The organism is Gluconobacter cerinus (assembly GCF_002723935.1).
Classification (GTDB): Bacteria; Pseudomonadota; Alphaproteobacteria; order Acetobacterales; family Acetobacteraceae; genus Gluconobacter; species Gluconobacter cerinus.
Window position 1 is genome coordinate 383,221 of the sequence record NZ_BEWM01000001.1, and the last position, 18,130, is coordinate 401,350.

The 18,130-nt window shown below is 54.9% G+C and carries 17 protein-coding genes; 10 read left to right on the top strand and 7 right to left on the bottom strand.

What is annotated here, in order from left to right; translation table 11 throughout:
• Window positions 1–16 precede the first annotated feature (16 nt).
• The 5 genes from GCE01_RS01725 to rpoN are packed head-to-tail and all read left to right on the top strand — an operon-like array spanning window position 17 to window position 4,798.
• Window positions 17–1,003 (top strand): KpsF/GutQ family sugar-phosphate isomerase, encoded by a 987-nt coding sequence (locus tag GCE01_RS01725; protein ID WP_086634479.1) that lies wholly within the window; start codon window positions 17–19, stop codon window positions 1,001–1,003.
• Complete coding sequence (lptC, locus tag GCE01_RS01730; protein ID WP_086634478.1) at window positions 1,000–1,770, top strand: LPS export ABC transporter periplasmic protein LptC; 771 nt, start codon at window positions 1,000–1,002, stop codon at window positions 1,768–1,770. Before GCE01_RS01725 ends, lptC begins: the two co-directional genes overlap by 4 nt.
• On the top strand, window positions 1,767–2,711 hold the full coding sequence (locus GCE01_RS01735) for an LptA/OstA family protein (RefSeq protein WP_099210534.1): 945 nt from the start codon (window positions 1,767–1,769) through the stop codon (window positions 2,709–2,711). The genes lptC and GCE01_RS01735 overlap by 4 nt, the downstream gene beginning before the upstream one ends.
• Entirely contained in the window at window positions 2,708–3,463 is a 756-nt protein-coding gene (gene lptB / locus GCE01_RS01740) for an LPS export ABC transporter ATP-binding protein (RefSeq protein ID WP_046899759.1), read from the top strand. Before GCE01_RS01735 ends, lptB begins: the two co-directional genes overlap by 4 nt.
• Before the next feature lie 9 nt (window positions 3,464–3,472).
• On the top strand, window positions 3,473–4,798 hold the full coding sequence (gene rpoN, locus GCE01_RS01745; protein ID WP_099210536.1) for an RNA polymerase factor sigma-54: 1,326 nt from the start codon (window positions 3,473–3,475) through the stop codon (window positions 4,796–4,798).
• A gap of 2 nt (window positions 4,799–4,800) precedes the next feature.
• Here rpoN and GCE01_RS01750 read toward each other — a convergent pair whose 3' ends face one another.
• Window positions 4,801–6,360 carry a glycosyltransferase family 61 protein gene (locus GCE01_RS01750; protein WP_099210538.1) on the bottom strand — a complete coding sequence of 520 codons (1,560 nt, stop codon included), beginning with the start codon at window positions 6,358–6,360 and terminating at the stop codon, window positions 4,801–4,803.
• 190 nt (window positions 6,361–6,550) lie between these two features.
• Window positions 6,551–8,170, bottom strand: a complete 1,620-nt coding sequence (locus tag GCE01_RS01755; protein ID WP_099210540.1) for an ABC-F family ATP-binding cassette domain-containing protein — start codon at window positions 8,168–8,170, stop codon at window positions 6,551–6,553.
• Window positions 8,171–8,673: 503 nt separating this feature from the next.
• On the opposite strand from GCE01_RS01755, the gene fucP reads away from it, so the two are divergent.
• On the top strand, window positions 8,674–10,008 hold the full coding sequence (gene fucP, locus GCE01_RS01760) for an L-fucose:H+ symporter permease (protein WP_099210543.1): 1,335 nt from the start codon (window positions 8,674–8,676) through the stop codon (window positions 10,006–10,008).
• A 56-nt stretch (window positions 10,009–10,064) separates the two neighbouring features.
• Here the strand turns inward: fucP and GCE01_RS01765 are convergent, their stop codons facing one another.
• The gene (locus GCE01_RS01765) at window positions 10,065–11,231 is read right to left on the bottom strand and encodes a phosphatidylinositol-specific phospholipase C1-like protein (protein ID WP_099210545.1); all 1,167 of its coding nucleotides are present in this window, start codon (window positions 11,229–11,231) and stop codon (window positions 10,065–10,067) included.
• A 216-nt stretch (window positions 11,232–11,447) separates the two neighbouring features.
• Between GCE01_RS01765 and GCE01_RS01770 the strand changes: the two genes are divergently transcribed.
• A complete protein-coding gene (locus GCE01_RS01770) occupies window positions 11,448–13,835 on the top strand; it encodes a TonB-dependent receptor (RefSeq protein ID WP_099210547.1) in 2,388 nt (795 codons plus the stop codon).
• Between the two features lie 93 nt (window positions 13,836–13,928).
• On the opposite strand, the gene GCE01_RS01775 is transcribed toward GCE01_RS01770, so the two are convergent.
• The 3 genes from GCE01_RS01775 to GCE01_RS01785 all read right to left on the bottom strand — a co-directional run bounded on the left by GCE01_RS01775 (window position 13,929) and on the right by GCE01_RS01785 (window position 15,142).
• Window positions 13,929–14,291 (bottom strand): RidA family protein, encoded by a 363-nt coding sequence (locus tag GCE01_RS01775; protein WP_099210548.1) that lies wholly within the window; start codon window positions 14,289–14,291, stop codon window positions 13,929–13,931.
• A 10-nt stretch (window positions 14,292–14,301) separates the two neighbouring features.
• Window positions 14,302–14,553 carry a DUF1150 family protein gene (locus GCE01_RS01780; RefSeq protein ID WP_046899765.1) on the bottom strand — a complete coding sequence of 84 codons (252 nt, stop codon included), beginning with the start codon at window positions 14,551–14,553 and terminating at the stop codon, window positions 14,302–14,304.
• A gap of 76 nt (window positions 14,554–14,629) precedes the next feature.
• Entirely contained in the window at window positions 14,630–15,142 is a 513-nt protein-coding gene (locus GCE01_RS01785; RefSeq protein WP_046899766.1) for an Hsp20 family protein, read from the bottom strand.
• Between the two features lie 166 nt (window positions 15,143–15,308).
• On the opposite strand from GCE01_RS01785, the gene def reads away from it, so the two are divergent.
• From def to truA, 3 genes are read left to right on the top strand one after another with little or no spacing between them, the layout of a single operon-like run.
• Window positions 15,309–15,863 carry a peptide deformylase gene (def, locus tag GCE01_RS01790; RefSeq protein WP_046899880.1) on the top strand — a complete coding sequence of 185 codons (555 nt, stop codon included), beginning with the start codon at window positions 15,309–15,311 and terminating at the stop codon, window positions 15,861–15,863.
• Between the two features lie 6 nt (window positions 15,864–15,869).
• Window positions 15,870–16,781, top strand: a complete 912-nt coding sequence (gene fmt / locus GCE01_RS01795) for a methionyl-tRNA formyltransferase (protein WP_099210550.1) — start codon at window positions 15,870–15,872, stop codon at window positions 16,779–16,781.
• Window position 16,782: 1 nt separating this feature from the next.
• Complete coding sequence (gene truA, locus GCE01_RS01800) at window positions 16,783–17,553, top strand: tRNA pseudouridine(38-40) synthase TruA (RefSeq protein WP_046899768.1); 771 nt, start codon at window positions 16,783–16,785, stop codon at window positions 17,551–17,553.
• Here the strand turns inward: truA and GCE01_RS01805 are convergent.
• Entirely contained in the window at window positions 17,550–18,125 is a 576-nt protein-coding gene (locus GCE01_RS01805) for a hypothetical protein (RefSeq protein ID WP_174694767.1), read from the bottom strand. The two genes, truA and GCE01_RS01805, sit on opposite strands and share 4 nt — an antisense overlap.
• Between the last annotated feature and the right edge of the window lie 5 nt (window positions 18,126–18,130).

Below are 18,130 nucleotides of genomic sequence, written 5' to 3' on the forward strand. Positions count from 1 at the left end.
TACACTGCGCCCTGACATGATAAACCCGGCTACCTCGCCCCTTCCCTCGGCCCTGCACACTCTTGCTGTCGAGCGACAGGGGCTTGAAGCGCTCGAAAGCGCCCTCGGCGGCTCTCTGGGGCAAGCTTTCAGCCATGCCATAGAGCGGATCCTTCTCTGTTCTGGCCGGCTGATTGTCACGGGCATCGGGAAGTCGGGTCATATTGGCCGCAAGATCCAAGCCACCCTTGCCTCTACCGGAACTCCGTCTCTCTTCGTCCACCCCGCAGAAGCCGCACATGGTGATCTGGGCATGGTCGCGGCAGGGGATGTCATCCTTGCTCTCTCGAATTCCGGCGAAACCACAGAACTTGCCGCAATTCTGTCGTATGCGTCGCACAGACAGCTGGATGTGATTGCCATAACATCCGTCGAGACCTCGGCTCTGGCCCGCGCTGCCAAGATTGCTCTGGTTCTCCCTCCCGCCAGAGAAGCCTGCCCCATGGGATTGGCTCCCACTACGAGCACGCTTCTTCAGCTTGCCCTTGGAGACGCGCTGGCCATCGCCCTTCTGGAAAAACGCGGCTTCACAGCCAACGATTTCAGCGTGTTTCACCCAGGTGGCCGTCTGGGCGCGCGTTTGCGCCCGGTGCGGGAGCTGATGCACACCGGAGAGGCCCTCCCACTCGGGGAAAAATCTCTCTCGCTTCGTTCGGTCATTCTGGAAATGACTCACAAAGCCTTTGGCTGCATGGGCGTGACGGACGAGAATGGCGCGCTGTGCGGTCTCATCACGGATGCGGATCTCCGACGGGCCCTCCACAGCGATCTTGACACGACCACGGCGGAAGAGGTCATGAATCTCTCTCCAACCACGACTGCCCCCTCGACCCTGGCACAGGACGTCCTTCTCCTTATGAATGCACGCTCCAAACCGATCACGAGTCTTTTCGTCGTTGGAGAGGACGGACGCCCACAGGGCATCATTCACCTGCACGATCTCCTGAGGGCGGGCCTGGCATGACCGACTCGCCCAAGGATGACAAACGCCCCAAACGGGACGACTTTTCAGGAAACCGGAGCGAAAGCCTCGCCAAGCTTGATGCCCTGCGCCGTGCAGCATTCCAGAAAGTACGAACCGCTCCCAATCCAGAAGAGCTGGCGCGCCGCCGCTCTCTTCTGGGGTTTGCCAAATGGGCCCTCCCGGGGCTTGCACTTGTTCTGCTGAGTTCAATTGCGGCGTGGCCCGAGATCTCTCATCTCGTCAATCAGAACCGTGCAGCTTTGAAGGAAATGGCCCGCCTGCGCGTTGAGAGCGGCAATATGGAAAATGCCGTCTATCGCGGTCTGGACGCCCATAACCACCTGTACATGATCACGGCACGCGTTACGCATCAGGAAGGCCCGGACCGTGTAGATCTGGTTGATCCGGTGGCGGATATCGAGCTGGCAGGTAATTCCTGGGCGCATATCAAGGCGGATCGGGGTGTCTACATGCAGCACGAGCAGACCTTGAATCTAGACGACAACGTGGTGCTTTACCGCGATGACGGGACGCTCATGAACGGCCCTTCCGCCGATATGGACCTGAAGCAGGACGTTATTGCATCCCGCGACTGGGTCCATGCCGAAGGCCCATTTGGCAAGCAGGACGCGCAGGGCTATTTCCTGGACCAGCATGCAGGTATCATGCAGTTTACAGGGCCGGGTCTGACGGTCCGCAACGACGATAACGGCCCCCCTTCCATGGCGGCCCGCCTCCGCCAGGAAGGAGCCAAGACAGAGAAATGATGAGCCGCATCGCCAGACTGCTTCCCGTTGCAGGACTTCTCCTCGCTACCACCGCCACACCTGCCGCTTATGCGGATGGGCTGGATATGTCTCACGGCGAGGCCGTTAAGCTGTTCTGGAAAAGCGAGGAAATCTACGACCGGAACGCCCAGACAGTTACCTTGACCGGCGGTGCCCGTGCCGTGCGAGGGGATGTAACGGTCGATGCCGATACGCTGATTGGCTATCTGCGCAAGAAAGCGGCTCCCCAGGGACAACCAGCCGCACCGCCGCCGGCTACAAATGGACAGACCGGTGAAGCCGACCCGATGGGTGGCTCCCTTGAACTGTACCGCATAGAAGCCCGCGGTCACGTTCATATCTATAACCAGACGGACCAGGGCTGGGGCGACCGTGCCCTGTATGACATGGATCAGGCCGTCATGGTCATGACTGGCAAAAACCTGAAGCTTACGACGCCGCAGGATGTGCTCACTGCACGTGACGTCATGGAATATCATTCCAAGACCCGCATGTCGGTCGGCCGCGGAAACGCAACTGTCACCACCAATGACGGGCGCCAGATCAAGGCTGACGTGCTGGTCTCTTTCAGTGCACCGGACTCCCCTGCACCAGCAGGACAGGCCCAGCCGGCGAAAAGCGACGGCAGCCCTCTTGGTGGCGGTTCTTCCAAACTGGACCGGGCTTATGGCTGGGGCCATGTCGTGCTGCGCACCCCTACCCAGACAGCAACCGGGGACAGAGGCGTTTATGTCTTTGCCAGCCAGATTGCCCGCCTGATCGGCCACGTGCATGTGACGCAGGGCCAGAACCAGAACAACGGGTCTCAGGCTATCGTCAACATGAAGACCGGCATTGCCACGATGCTGCCAGGATCTGACTCTCCTATTCAGGGACTAGTCGTTCCAAACGAAGCCAACAGCAGCCAGGCACCAAAGTGACAGACACATCCCCCTCATTTCCCGTGCTCCAGACCGGTCTGGTCGCCAGCGGGATCGGCAAGACCTACAAAAAGCGGGCTGTCGTCAAAAACGTGTCCATTCAGGTGCAACGCGGTGAGGCTGTTGGCCTGCTCGGACCGAACGGCGCAGGCAAGACGACAAGCTTCTACATGATCGTAGGGCTGGTCCAGCCGGACACGGGCACCATTACGCTGGATGGCGCAGACATCACCCAGTTGCCGATGTATCGACGGGCGCGTCTGGGCGTTGGTTATCTGCCACAGGAAGCCAGCATTTTCCGCGGCCTAAACGTCGAACAGAACATCATGGCCGCGCTGGAAGTGATCGAATCCGATCCGGAAAAGCGCGAAACGATGCTGAACGGCCTTCTCGCCGAGTTCGGAATCACGCACCTGCGTCACTCACCCTCGCTGGCACTGTCCGGTGGTGAGCGTCGCCGTCTGGAAATTGCCCGCGCTCTGGCCAGCCAGCCGAACTATATCCTGCTGGATGAGCCTCTGGCCGGTATCGATCCGATTGCCGTGGGCGAAATTCGCGATCTTGTGTCTCACCTCAAGGATCGTGGCATCGGTGTGCTGATTACGGACCATAACGTCCGCGAAACGCTTGAAGTCATTGACCGCGCCTACATCATGCATGGTGGTCAGGTTCTGATGGAAGGTACCCCGGAGGCCATCGTCGCCAACGAAGATGTGCGCCGGGTCTATCTTGGAGAGAACTTCTCGCTCTAATCTGACGGGATGCTCAGTCCCGGTCTGATACAGCGCCAGTCGCAGTCGCTCGTCATGACGCCACAGTTGCGTCAGGCGATTGCGATGCTGCAACTAGGCCATCAGGAACTGACGCAATCACTTCAGCAGATTGCGGAACTGAACCCCCTTCTGATTCTGGAATCCACGGACACTGCACCCAACACAGAGCCCGCGGATCCTGCATCTGAATTGCACGACGATGACCCCGAACGCTTTACTTCGGGTTCGGAACGACCAGAGACTGCGGCCCCCGGCCCCACACTTCATGATGATCTGATTGCCCAGATCCACCTCCGGTTTCCCGTTCAGCAGGACTGTGCCGCCGCTCTTTATCTTCTGGCTTGCCTCGATGAGGCCGGACGATTGCCGGAAGCAGTTTCAGGCCTTGCGGTCGAACTTGGTGTCGAGCCCGCTGTTCTTGAAACTATCCGCCAAGTTCTGATGCGACTGGAGCCTGCTGGTCTTTTTACACGCTCCTTGGAAGAGTGTCTGGCGGTCCAGGTGGAACAGAAAAACCGGCTAGACCCCGCCATGAAAGTTCTTCTGGCTAACCTCGATCTTTTAGCTCGAAGGGACTGGCGGCTGCTCCGTCAGAAGTGTCAGCTCGAACAGGACGACCTGCTCGATATGCTGACAGAAATTCAGGCTCTTAATCCCAGGCCAGGCTTTGATCCGCGCCAGCCAGTCTCCCCCATTCAGCCAGACCTGATCCTCCGCAAAAATGGTCCTGGATTCCGCCTGACATTCAATCATCGCCTGCTGCCCCACTGTCACGTGGATCTGGAGATGCAAAGCGCGCTCGACAGTTCAACAGACGCCGGGCGACAGCTTCTTGCTTATGCAAACGAGGCCAATGCTGTCATCCGCGCTCTGGAAATGCGTCGCCAGACTATTCTGAAGATCGGAGCAGAGATTGTCCGTCAGCAGGCGACGTTCTTTGAAGAGGGCCTCGCTGCTCTCCGCCCCCTCACCATGCGCGACCTCGCCACAGGCGCAGATGTGCATGAAAGCACGGTCAGCCGGGTTGTGAACGGGAAGTACATAGACACACCCCGCGGCATTCTTCCGCTTCGTATGTTTTTCTCTACGGCTCTTCAGGCCAGCGACGGCTCCACGCAAAGTGCCAGCGCCATTCAGCACCGCATCAGAACGCTGATCGCTTCAGAAGGTGACTACATCCTGTCAGATGATGCCCTGACGACCCAACTTCAAAAAGAAGGGTTCGCCATCCAGCGCCGAACCGTGGCAAAATATCGGGAAGGCATGGGGATCGCAAAATCCAGCCAGAGGCGACGCCTGAGGAAAGATCATTAATTTTAATTCCTTAAGCTGAAATCCAAATCTTTAATAGCATCTCTAAGTATTGGATACCGGAGAGATACATCGTATATATCACCGCTTTCGGCTAAATCTTGAAGACCCCTTATAATTTCTGCCAATCGACCAGAATATTCTAAGAAATCATTTGGTTTTAGAAAAAAGCTCTCCCATTTTTTTACTTCTTGAGCATCGCCATGCAGACATAACCCCACTTGAGAGGGAGGTGCTTTCAGCCATGTTTTTGTACGCAAGTCCTGTAATGCAAGCCCACCGTTAAAACTATCTCCCTTATAAACCAGAACTGGAGCAGCTTTATTTTCTTTAACAACCATCAGCATAGGTGCATCATCATCTTGTGCTACCAAAAAAATATATTTACCCAATGTAATAGCCAGAACATTAACATCGTTTTTTAATGGACTTCTTGAGTACATTCGCTCACTAGGACAATGCAGAACAATCGGATCACCATTTTCTGCATAAATATTATTGATTTTTAAAATTTCGTTTTTTGGAAGAAAGTTTTTATCATTTAATTGATTATAACTTATACTAAATAACCGCGAGAACATTTCATCAGCTACAGCAGAAGGATCAGACAGGCTAAATGTTATCCGAAAATTTGGAGGACTTTCGCAACGGATGATCTGACTTTCTTTTACATATTTTATAGAGGCGCTATGAACGGCATCCATCAAATGATAGGAACGCCGAGGAGATTTTGTTGGACACAATATCACTGCATGCGGCTTATCCACAAAAATAGAGGCATGAAAAGCCGATCCGATCAAGCCCAGTGATGGTCGATGCAAAGCTGCGATTTGCGTAGCAACAGAACATTCTTCGGGATAAATTATATTAACTCCAAATTTAGAAAGAGCATCCATCAAAGAATATTCGTTAATAACCTTTAGGGTTCCATATTCTATATTGTTTCTAGAAAAATAAACCGCCCCATCTGGAAGAGGAGATGCGTGTCGTATTGCGGTAGCACCTACTTTCTGACAAGCTAAAGCGTAAACTTCATATACGAAACCATCTTCACTAAATGCTTGACCAGGAACGACTAGATTTTCTACCACTACAGGGTATTTCGAAATAATAATTTGCTCTTTTTCGACTCCCGCGTAATTTAAAAAATCACGCATCCAAGTTTTTTCATATATTTCTTCCACACTAAGATTACTGTGGAATAATATTTTATCGTTTTTCTTTCCATAAAGAATATAATACCATAAAATATTAAAGCACTCTGTTATAAAATGTCCGTAGTGATTTCCAATAGCTCCGCCGTAAATTGCGTGCCCTATACGAGGTCGCGACTTTGATGCCATTAAATTCGTTAAAATAGGCTGAGTTTTCAGAATTGATGGTATTCCATGAAAGTGAGCATTACTTAAGAGCTGACGCCCGGTTTCATCGTATAAACCGAAAGAATTATCCCCTCCCCCTCCAAAATTAGGGACATATAAGATATTCCGACGCAAAAATACTTCCGGCTCCCCGCGGAATACAGAATTTTCAATTCCCTCACATTCAATATCTGAAATACTCATAATTATTTATATTCCTTTATTTCAATTATTAATTAACTATTCATATTTCGATCATATATACAGTTAAAAAACATCTATTTCTAATAAATTATCTATTTTTATCACTCCATTAATGAATCTATCAAGAGGGGCGTAATTAATTTTAGTCATAATATATTTATTCTTGACGTCATCAATCAAACAATCATCATCAATGCAGGCCCGGCGCTTCTTGCCCCGTACGCGCCACATATTCCGTATATCCGCCACCATACTGGTGCACACCTTCCGGCGTGACTTCCAGAACGCGATTAGACAGGGCTGCCAGGAAGTGACGATCATGGGAAACGAACAGCATGGTTCCGTCATAGTCTGCGAGGGCCGTGATCAGCATTTCCTTCGTGGCCATGTCCAAATGGTTGGTTGGCTCATCGAGTACGAGAAAGTTCGGTGGATCAAAGAGCATCAGAGCCATGACAAGGCGGGCCTTTTCGCCACCAGACAGAACCCGGCAACTCTTTTCCACTTCGTCACCCGAAAATCCGAAACCACCGGCGAGCGAGCGTAGAGCGCCCTGGTTGGCCTGCGGGAACGTATATTCCAACATCTCAAAAACTGTTCGGTCGCCATCAAGAAGATCCATGGCGTGCTGGGCAAAATACCCGATCTTTACATTACTGCCGACGGTTACGGTTCCGGAATCAGGCTCTGTCGTACCGGTCACAAGTTTTAGCAATGTGGACTTGCCGGCACCGTTCACACCCATGATGCAGCAACGCTCACGCCGACGGATCATCAGATCCAATCCATCATAAATCGTGCGGCTGCCATAGCGCTTGTCCACATCTTGAATGTTGACCACCACATCGCCCGAACGCGGAGCCGGGGCGAATTCGAAGCTCATGGCCTGACGACGCTTCGGCGGCTCCACACGATCAATCTTGTCCAGCTTCTTCACACGGCTCTGAACCTGCGCGGCATGAGACGCCCGGGCCTTGAAGCGCTCGATGAAGTTGATTTCCTTGGCCAGCATGGCTTGTTGGCGCTCAAACTGTGCCTGCTGGTGCTTCTCGTTCAAGGCCCGTTGTTCTTCATAGAATTCGTAGTTTCCAGAGAACGTCGTCAGGTTACCGCCATCAATTTCAATCACTTTATTGATGATACGGTTCATGAAAGCACGATCATGAGACGTCATGAGCAATGCGCCATCGTAACCAGCAAGAAACTGCTCAAGCCAGATCAGACTTTCCAGATCAAGATGGTTGCTCGGCTCATCAAGCAGCATGACATCAGGCTTCATCAGAAGAATGCGGCCCAGCGCCACGCGCATCTTCCAGCCACCAGACAGAAGACTGACGTCTCCGTCCATCATTTCCTGGGTGAACCCGAGACCGTGTAAAACCTCACGCGCCTTGCCATCCAGCGCATAGCCACCAAGATCCTCAAAGCGGCTCTGCACTTCACCAAAGCGCTCAATGATGCTGTCCAGTTCATCCATCCGCTCTGGGTCCGCCATGGCGGCTTCCAATTCGGCCAGCTCGGCAGCCACTTCCGAAACGGCACCTGCCCCGTTCATGACTTCCGCCACAGCACTATGGCCGGACATTTCACCCACATCCTGGCTGAAGAAGCCTATGGTGACGCCACGATCCGTCAGAACGTTCCCTTCATCCGGCTCTTCCTGCTTTGTGATCATGCGGAACAGCGTGGATTTTCCCGCACCGTTGGGACCGACAAGACCCACCTTCTCGCCCTTCAGAAGAGCGGCCGAGGCCTCAATAAAAATGACGCGCTGGCCGTTATGCTTACTGATGTTATCGAGACGAATCATGGGTCCTCAGAGGAACTGAAAAGCGGGAAACAAAGGGCTGTCGGGACTTACCGTTATCCCAACACGGGCGGAACCCCTGAAAGCCAAAGTCTATGCCGGAACCCGCTTTATTCATGCGACAGACGAGATCTTCTTCACGCCGCACCTACCCCGAACAATGCTTAAAAGACTGGTCATTGCAAATGGTTGAGGAGAGCTAACCCTGTCACGGCATGAAACTCACGCATCACGCAAGGACAAGCTTCTCAAATTAAAAATAAGGGCAAAATGATCTTTGACTGGGTTTATGGCGCGTTACCATTCCCCCAATCCCAACTGACCTCCATCGAATGTGATCCATGTTCGAGACGGCATAGCAAAGCGAATGAGCATTATCGCTTTTAAAACATTTTATGTGTGATATATCCGCTTAATATAACAACAAACCAATCATATGCGTCTCTCACGCAGATACATCCTTAATCCCAAACTTTAGCGCTCAATAAACTTCTGTGAGGCAATCCGTGGCCAAGTCCGATCCTGTCGTCCAACTCCCGGACGGCTTTTATCTGAACCGCACACCCCTTCTGGCTTTTGGCCTCCTATGTTGCCTGTTCTCCCTCTGGGGCTGTGCGATGAGCCTCAATGATGTGCTGATCGGGCAGTTCCGCAAAGCCTTCATGCTGTCGGATTTTCAGTCCGCGCTCGTGCAGTTCTCATTCTACATCAGCTATTTCGTGCTGGGCATTCCTGCGGGCATGATCATCAAGCGCTTCAGCTACAAATGGTCGATCCAACTCGGGCTGCTTCTGTATCTGATCGGCTGCTGCCTATTCTTCCCTGCTGCCCATTTCGCGACATACCAGATCTTTTTTGTCGCTCTTTTTGTCGTCGCGGCAGGATTGGTCTTCATCGAAACTGCGGCCGATACCTATTGCACCCTGCTCGGCCCACCGGGACGCGGAACGCACCGCCTGAACTTTGCCAGTGCATTTCAGCCAATTGGCGCCATTCTTGGCTCCAGCATGGGGGCCTACCTGATCTTCAAAGATGGTGACCTGTCACGCGAGCAGCTTTCCGCCATGCCGGCCGCTCAGGCCTGGCAGCATCAACTCGGCATGATCCATGCCACCCTTGAGCCGTATGTCTATATCCTCGGGGTTCTGCTGGTCGTCATGATCGCAATTGGCATCACGCGTTATCCCGCCTGCAAAGGGCGCGATCAGCAGCGCAGTCACGAACTGGATACGGCCGACGCCCTCAAACGGCTGTTCGCCAATAAGCGCTTCGTCCTCGGTATCCTGACACAGTTTCTGTATGTCGGCGCACAGGTTGGCGTCTGGAGCTTCATTATTCGCCTTTCCATGCGGCTGGGGCACATCAACGAACGACAGGCCTCCGTGTACCTGATCGCATCCTTCTGTGCGTTCTTTGTCGGCAAGCTGGTAGCCAACTTTTTCATGCGGCACGCCCGCCCGGCACGGGTTCTGTTTGTTTACAGCCTGCTCTGCATCGTTGCGCTGGGCTATGCGGTGATGGTGCATGACTTCACGGCTGTGTACGCGGCCATCCTCGTCAGTGGACTGCTCGGCCCCTGCTGGCCAACCATCTATGGCCTGACCGTCGATGAACTCGGCCATGACCGCGCATATGGCGGGTCCATTCTGGTGATGAGCATCAGTGGCGGTGGCATTCTCCCGCTTCTGCAGGGCTATATTTCTGACGCTACCGGCGGAAACATGCAGCTTGCATATATCGTACCAATGGGATGCTTCGTCGTGATCGCAATGTTCGCGGCGTACTGCATGAAAAGCGGCGGCGAAACGGCAGAACACGTCGTGTTCGACGCCACGCTCTGATCCACAAAAAAGGGCGAGCACTAGCTCGCCCTTCATGACCCAACAGCCTGAAGGTCTCAGTCCTTGATCAACGCGCCATCCCGGCAGTCCTTGGGAGCATTAACCGGATTGCATCGGGCCACCGCCTGATTGGCAAACTGAACCTTGTAGTCATGCCAGGGCGCGGGCTCGAGAGCCGGATAATCAGTGCTGATGATCTGCGCACCGCTCTTGAAGGACACCTCACGGCGGCTCAGGTCATTCTGTCGCGCCTCAATCGTGTTGGCATCCGCCCGCGTCCGCACGAGATAACCCTGCCGAACCAGCTCCGGGATTTTCCGGGCAGCCTCAGCATTATCAAAAGACGCGCCTTTTTGACCGGCGAAACCTTCATTGACCTCCGTATAAGCCGCATCCGGATCACCCGGTCGACCATTGGTAAACAGAACGCGCCCTTTCAGGCCCGGATGGTTCAGCACATAACGGGCCGTATCCTGAGGACGATCCAGCACGAAGATGATCTTGCCACGCGCAGACGCCAGTGTAGGCCAGCCTTTCGTTCGGATCGCTTCATTGACCGAGGATGCCGTCCCCCGAACATCGTCAGGAATCAGGAGATGATCACGGCCAATAACATCCGTGATTTCCTTGTCGAGACGATCATAGGTTGCAGGCGTAAACGTCTCGGGAACCGTAAAAGTCATCTTGTCGCTTTTGAATGGAATGTCCTGCTTCGTTTCGACATCAATGAACACCGGGAAATGCCCCGGATGCTCATCTGACCACGTCCGGATGATCTGAAGGCATTTGCTGAAAGGTTCGCAGTTCGAGTGCTGGTCAATGTCCACAATATGCATGACCTTGAAATCGGTACCCTGCATGGCTGCAGCAGATGCCGGATCAGCATCGGGGGTAATGCCGCTTTTACGCTCCCACTCCGGCCCCTTTGGATGACTATACTGACCGCCCTGAGTATCGGCATAAATGTCAATTTCGAGCTGGCGAACGCCACCATCGAGCTGCCGGTCCAGTGTCGTGTGCTTGTAGTCCAACGCTTCTGCGGCTTTTGGGGAAACCGCCTGAAGCCATTTCAGCGTCGCGGGGGAAAGATCCGTTCTGTAACTATTATGGGTTCCAATGATCTGAACCTGATTCAGATGTAAATCATTGGGAATTTCCTGCGCCAAGGCAGATGACGAAAGACCAAAAAAAGAAAAGACCAGTCCATACGTGAAGCGGTTCATGTGATGTCATCCATTTCTCAGAAGCAACGGGATGACAGATCACTACAAGACATATGACAACCGTAATGTTTTGAACGTTTTATGATGATGACTTATTTATTTCATTTCATGTTCATAAAAACATCCTTTGAAATGATCTGGAAGCGCCCGTAGTTCCACCCATGCCTCCTTCCGGGAGGTGGCCTCAGGCCAAACGTGCCGTGTGATGGAATAACAATGCCTTCCTACAAGAGACGTTCTTTTTATCTGCTCTGCGCCTCCGCACTCGTTCCAGCATTGATCTGCAGCACCGGTCCGGCACATGCCCGCGTCCATCACACCGGAAAAACCCAGACAAAACAGACGCCTGTCGCTCCCGCTCCAAAAACCGCACTAAGAGTTCCACACGATCTGGAAGGCCACTCAGCCGAGAGCATGAGCATTCGCGCCAGTCGCCGGGCACAGGGCGGCGGCATGATGGTGCATCATACGGAAGCCAAAACCATCAGCACCGTCACGCAGGACTATATTTCCAAACAGGCCCCGACCGTTACGCCCGGCGTTCTGGTCTCCAGCCTTCCGGGCGTGCAGGCCACCAATGAGGGGCCGCTCAGCACGACCGCAGAAACCATCCATATCCGTGGCCTGGATCAGACCCAGATCGGCATGGTGTATGAAGGCATTCCCCTCGCCGACCCGTTCACTTACGGCGCCTATACGTCTGCCATGGTCGATAACGAAAACCTGGGGTCCGTTTCCGTCAGTCAGGGCTCGTCAGACCTCACGGCACCCGTTTACAACGCTGATGGCGCACAGATGACACTGTCCCTGCGCCACCCCGCAGACAAGATGACAGCCTATGCCGAAGCCTCCGGCGGCACACACAGCACGAACAAGGAATTCGTTCGCTTCGATACGGGTGAAATCGGGCATAGTGGCGTCCGGGCCTTCGCATCCGGCTCTTATTCCAGCGCCAATCTCTGGCGCGGGCCGGGGCAGATGGACCGCTGGCATGTGGACGCCGCCATCGAAAAGCGATGGGCCCCCAAAAGCAGCTCCGAGCTGATTTTCGGATATAACAAAGCCAACCAGACCGAGTGGCTCTATCCCACGCTGGCGCAGTGGAACACTTACGGCACCGGTTACAACACGCACGGGACTTACACGAAGGGCGACACGCTCTATTACAAGCTCAACACCAAGGCGACGAATGCCGTAGTCGGTGCGCTTAAAAACCATTTCGATTTCGGACATGGCCTGACGCTTGACGCTGAACCCTATGCCATCGAGACGTTCGGCCCCAACAACTACGGCGTCAATATTCCAGCGTCCAACGGCTATGTCGGCACCCAGCAATATTCATCCTTGAACGGATATGAAGGCCAGACAGGGAATGTCACGGCCATCAGTATTCACCCATGGGTCCAGACGTCCAGCGGTATCAATCTTGTTGGTGCATGGCATCGCGGCTTCAATACGCTGAAACTCTCCTACTGGTATTCTTATGCGGTCCATACCGAGTACCAGAACCATTACCCGGTCAACGCATCCGGCCAGTACACCGAGAATAACGGCTACCTGACGGCCTTCAACAACGTGTCCGTCAGCCAGTACAACATCAATGGCTTCCAGCAGTTGAACGCCATCGGTCTGGAAGATCAGGTAAAACTCTTCCATGACCGCCTGACCATCGACGCGGGCCTGCGTGCCAACATGATCTCCCGCAGCTTCAGTCAGGATCTGCCAGGAGCCAATTTCAAATCCGTGGAGAACATGTTTGTTCCCATCCCGCAGGTCCTGATCAGCTACCAGTTTGATCAGAAAAACCAGATCTACGTGAACGGCACGACCGGCTATCGCGCACCGTCTTCTTTCCAGGCGCAGGTGCCAGTTTACAGCTTCACAAGCGCAAACAGAGCCTCCCTCCCGCTGACAAATTTCCAGCCGGAATACATGATCGGTGAGGAAATCGGATACCGCCATTCGGGCGATATCATGTTCAACGTGGCGCTGTTCAATTACAACCTGACGCATCACCAGATCACCAGCGTCTCTTATCTTCCCAACTCCACCATCATGATCAGCCAGCCGATCGATGCGGGTGGCGAAAGCGCACAGGGCGTACAGGCTGAAATTTCAACGCGCCCCTGGCACCATATCAGCGCCTATGCGTCCGGGCAGTTCATGCATACGCGTGTCGGCAACAACATCGCCTACCAGGGCGACTATCTGCGCACGAAGGGCAAGCAGGAAGTCGCGTCCCCGAAGTTCACCGGCGCTCTGGGCCTGACCTATGACGATGGCACCAACTTCGCGAACTTCAACCTGCGCTACACGGACTCCCAGTACGCCACACTGATGAACGACCAGTCCATTCCGTCCTACATCACATCGGATATTTCGCTGGGTCGCTATCTTCCGAAAATCGGTCGCATTCGCCCGAAAGCCATGCTGAGCCTCATGAATGTTGGAGACAGTCACTATCTGGCACAGGTCAACGGCTTCTCTGGCAACGCCACAACAACACGCGGCGTCTATGGCAAGACACTCTCTGCATCCCAGCCGACCTACAGCGTCGGCACAGGCTTCGCTGCCGTTGTTTCCGTTTCTGGCACGTTTGAATAAAACCCATACCGGGATCTGAACGGTCCCGGACAAACAAAAAAAGCGGTACGGCCTCTTTGGCCGTACCGCTTTTTTATTGGGAGCTGCTTCTGCTCAGCGCAGGGCAGCAATCGCCGTAATTTCCACCCGCCAGTCCGGATCGGCCAGCTTGGCCTCAACCGTGGCACGAGCGGGCTTATGGCCCGTATCCAGCCACACATCCCAGGCCTTGTTCATGTTCCCGATCTCATTGATATCGGTCAGGAAGATCTGAACAGACAGGATACGCGTCTTGTCCGTACCCAGATCCGCCAGAAGCACGTCAATCTGATGCAGGATATCAGCCGTCTGGCCTTCAGTATCCAGCGTGGCATCATCCGCGACCTGACCGGCGAGATAAGCCAAGCCATTATGGGTCACGACGCCAGCAAGACGATTTTCTTCAAGATGGCGGGTAATGTCGGGGTTAATGCTCACGCCGGAACCTTCACTGAAGAAGAGTAGGAATCAATTCGTGTTCGAGGATCGCGTCCATAGCGCTTTCCTCATCCTCAGCGACTGCCATTGGTGTGCCGTCAGCAGCGTGAATCGCCACCATCAGCTCGCCGTCATGCAGTACTGATTTGACATAGGCCAGCTGGGACATGCCCAGCGTCCGGAGCTGCGGCCCCGTGATCCGCCTCAGATCTGCGGGGAGCACATCTTCCTGCCCATCACTGTTTTCGAACGGGTTGTTCAATTCATAATCCTTACTGACACCTGAGGGCCTTTTCAGCCGCAGTCAGGTTGAAACATTCATACTGTCGATACGTGACTTACTCGTCGTCGAGTTCCCGCACCGGCCGGGTCCGCCGTGCCGTCTTGACCACAGGCGGGACAACTTCGTGCTGAACCGTCTGCGGGCTCCCGCCAGTGCGCCGTCCTTGCGTGATAGCAATCCGTTTGACACGGACTTCAGGCTCCGGACGTAGAAGATCGATATGAAGCAGGCCATTATCAAGCCATGCCCCGCCAATCTCTATGCCTTCAGCCAGAACAAACGCCTTATGGAACTGCCGTGCAGCAATACCACGATGTAGGAAGATCCGTCCCTGGCTGTCATCGGTCTGACGTCCACGGATCACCAGCTGGTTGTCTTCCTGCGTGATCTGAAGGTCATCCATCACGAACCCGGCTACAGCCAAGGTAATCCGGAGCGCCGTCTGGCTCAGCTGCTCGATGTTGTAGGGCGGGTAACCGTCTGACGTAGACTTGGAGGCACGCTCGAGCATCTGCTCGAGATGATCAAAACCAAGGAACATCGGGGATGTAAACAAGCGACCGGACATAGGGCTAGAGCCTCCTCCATGAGCGAGACAGCGGGAACCAGACCCTCCATGAGGCATCTGACGTGACCCTAAGATATGGTGGAGCAGGCTTTCTATGCAAGTTCTGCCTCGGGAAATGCTTGCTCGGGACTGGCATAAACAGTCGTCGCTCGCTACATCGCAAGGCATGAGCGAATTCGATTTCCTGTCCGGCATCGACGCGGTGCCGCCGACCCCGATCCTGATTGCCCCTGCGCCCGTACTGCGTCAGGTCACCCGTGACGTCCGCGCAGAGGACATGGCGTTCCTGCGTGAACAGCTTCCAGGCATGTTTTCCGCCATGTACAAGGCTCCCGGCATTGGCCTCGCAGCCCCGCAGGTTGGCCTTGATATGCGCTTCGCCCTTGTGGACGTCGCTGAAGAAGACGCCCCCCGCGAGCCCATGGTTCTCATCAATCCGGAGATCGTCACGGATTCCGAACAGATGGCCGTACGGGAAGAAGGCTGCCTCTCACTGCCGAACCAGTATGCGGAAGTTATCCGTCCCGAATCGATTCGCGTGCGTTACCGCGACCTCGCGGGTGAGATCATCGAGCGTGATGCTGATGGCCTGCTGGCGACATGCATCCAGCATGAAATGGATCATCTGGAGGGTATCCTGTTCGTGGATCACCTCTCCACACTCAAGCGCAACATGATCATGCGCCGCCTGGCCAAAGAGCAGAAGCTGAGAAGGCGTTAATCTCTGATGCGTCTGATCTTCATGGGTACGCCGGATTTCGCGGTTCCGGCCCTGCATGCCCTCATGGCTGCAGGACACGAAATCGTTGCCGTTTATACGCAGCCCCCTCGTCCGGCAGGACGTGGCAAGGCCGTACGGCGCTCCCCTATCCATGAAGCAGCCGAAGCGGCAGGCATTGAAGTGCGTACGCCTGCCCGCGTTCGCCGGGACGAAGCAGAGCATGAAGCGTTTGCGGCTCTCGATGCAGACGCCGCAGTGGTTGCTGCTTACGGGTTGATCCTGCCGAAAGCCATGCTGGATGCCCCGCGTCTGGGATGCCTGAATATTCACGCCAGCCTGCTTCCCCGCTGGCGCGGAGCTTCTCCTATCCAGTCCTCCATCGTGGCTGGAGACACCAGAAGCGGCGTTTCCATCATGCAGATGGACGAGGGTCTCGATACGGGCGCGGTCCTGCTGGAGGAAGCCACGCCAATCAGCCTGTCAGACACCGCCAGCACGCTCCACGATCGTCTGGCGGAAATTGGCGGCAGGCTGATTGTTCGAGCACTGAGTGAGCAGCCTCAGCCTGTGCCACAGCCTGAAGACGGCGTGACATACGCGCATATGTTGAAGCGCGAAGACGGGCGTATCGACTGGTCACAGTCCTGCGAAGAAATCGATCGCCAAATTCGGGGGCTGACACCATGGCCCGGCGCATTCACGATGCTAAACGGTGTCGTCTTCAAAATCGGCGCAGCTACCCCACGTCCTGAAATTGCAGGGCCTGTCGCCGGTACCGCACTGGATGATGCTCTGACCATTGCCTGCGGCACCGGCGCACTGCGCATTGACCGTATCCAGAAACCCGGACGCAGCATGATGGACGCTGCAGATTTCGTACGCGGACAAGCAATTCCGGCAGGCACAAGCTTTGACTGAAATGGATATTTCCCGCTGGGCGTTACGTCTCGAATATGACGGAACGGGCTTTGTGGGATGGCAGAAACAGCAAGACGGCGTCTCTATTCAGAGCCTCATTGAGGCGGCAGCGTCTCGGCTTGTTGGAAATCGTCCGGTCTCCAGCATCACCGCAGGCCGTACCGATGCCGGTGTCCATGCATCCGGAATGGTCATTCACATCGATTTCCCGGGCGACGCCAAGATCAACGGCCGTCAGATCCGCGATGGCATGGGTTATTACCTCAAGCCCCACAGGGTCGTGGTTCTGGAGGCCGCACAGGTCAGCCTGGACTGGAGCGCACGTTTCTCCGCCATCTGGCGCAGCTATCAGTTCAAGATCCTGAACCGTCAGGCGCGCCCTGCTTTACAGGAGACACACGTCTGGCACGTCAAGCGCGTTCTGGATGTAGACCTGATGCAGGAAGGCGCGAACTACCTTCTGGGCTCGCACGACTTCACGTCATTCCGGGCGATCGCCTGTCAAGCCCGAAGTGCTGTCCGCACCCTTGATGTTCTGACCATTCACCGGGAAGGCGAATTGGTCATCGTGAATACGAAAGCCCGCTCCTTCCTGCACCATCAGGTCCGGAATATGGTCGGCTCTCTGGTCATGGTGGGCTCTCGCCAGTGGCCACCGGAAAAGATGCGCGAAGTGTTGGAAGCCCGGAACCGCTGCGCTGCCGGACCAACATCTCCACCGGATGGCCTCTGCCTCACAGGCGTCGGCTATCCGGAAGATCCGTTCGCCTAAGCTCCGAACAGATCGGCTATCGCATTGTAATGCGGTGGGACCAGCAAGAGCAGGCCGATCAGGACAAACACACTCACCGTCTGCAATACGGTCATAATGGCGGCCTGCCATGCCGTCATCACAAGTCCAACCCGTGTGACATACCAGGTTAGCCACAGGCTATACAGCCATACACCCACCGCAACACCGGCCAGCGCAGCAGAAGACGAGGCAGCAGCGGGCAGGATGATCCTCATGATGCCTTCGGCCATGATCATCATGATAACCGGTAGCCACGCGCACCAGAGCGAGGCCGTCGCATACCGGGTCCACAAGCCTTTCCGGCCCACGAACACGGCATAACGTTCCGAGACGATGAGCTGAAGCAACGGGCAAACCAGCTGAACCAATGCGCGTATGGCCTGCAATTCCCGCTGATCGGCAGGCAACAAGAAGACACTCACCAGTTCGATCAAGGTTATGGCAATGGTGGGCGCCAGAGCCGCCATCAGCGGCTGAACCCCGGGGGAGAAACAGTTGATCCCCACCGCACGTCCGCGCCCCAGCAGCCAGACGCCCAGTGGGATACTCATTCCTC

Excerpts from the sequence above, each read along its gene's own strand:
- fmt (WP_099210550.1), top strand. The coding sequence starts at position 15,870 with ATGCGTCTGATCTTCATGGGTACGCCGGATTTCGCGGTTCCGGCCCTG.
- truA (WP_046899768.1), top strand. The coding sequence starts at position 16,783 with ATGGATATTTCCCGCTGGGCGTTACGTCTCGAATATGACGGAACGGGC.
- def (WP_046899880.1), top strand. The coding sequence starts at position 15,309 with ATGAGCGAATTCGATTTCCTGTCCGGCATCGACGCGGTGCCGCCGACC.
- GCE01_RS01765 (WP_099210545.1), bottom strand. The coding sequence starts at position 11,231 with ATGAACCGCTTCACGTATGGACTGGTCTTTTCTTTTTTTGGTCTTTCG.
- GCE01_RS01770 (WP_099210547.1), top strand. The coding sequence starts at position 11,448 with ATGCCTTCCTACAAGAGACGTTCTTTTTATCTGCTCTGCGCCTCCGCA.
- lptC (WP_086634478.1), top strand. The coding sequence starts at position 1,000 with ATGACCGACTCGCCCAAGGATGACAAACGCCCCAAACGGGACGACTTT.
- GCE01_RS01805 (WP_174694767.1), bottom strand. The coding sequence starts at position 18,125 with ATGAGTATCCCACTGGGCGTCTGGCTGCTGGGGCGCGGACGTGCGGTG.
- GCE01_RS01750 (WP_099210538.1), bottom strand. The coding sequence starts at position 6,360 with ATGAGTATTTCAGATATTGAATGTGAGGGAATTGAAAATTCTGTATTC.
- GCE01_RS01725 (WP_086634479.1), top strand. The coding sequence starts at position 17 with ATGATAAACCCGGCTACCTCGCCCCTTCCCTCGGCCCTGCACACTCTT.
- GCE01_RS01735 (WP_099210534.1), top strand. The coding sequence starts at position 1,767 with ATGATGAGCCGCATCGCCAGACTGCTTCCCGTTGCAGGACTTCTCCTC.
- rpoN (WP_099210536.1), top strand. The coding sequence starts at position 3,473 with ATGCTCAGTCCCGGTCTGATACAGCGCCAGTCGCAGTCGCTCGTCATG.
- GCE01_RS01785 (WP_046899766.1), bottom strand. The coding sequence starts at position 15,142 with ATGTCCGGTCGCTTGTTTACATCCCCGATGTTCCTTGGTTTTGATCAT.
- GCE01_RS01755 (WP_099210540.1), bottom strand. The coding sequence starts at position 8,170 with ATGATTCGTCTCGATAACATCAGTAAGCATAACGGCCAGCGCGTCATT.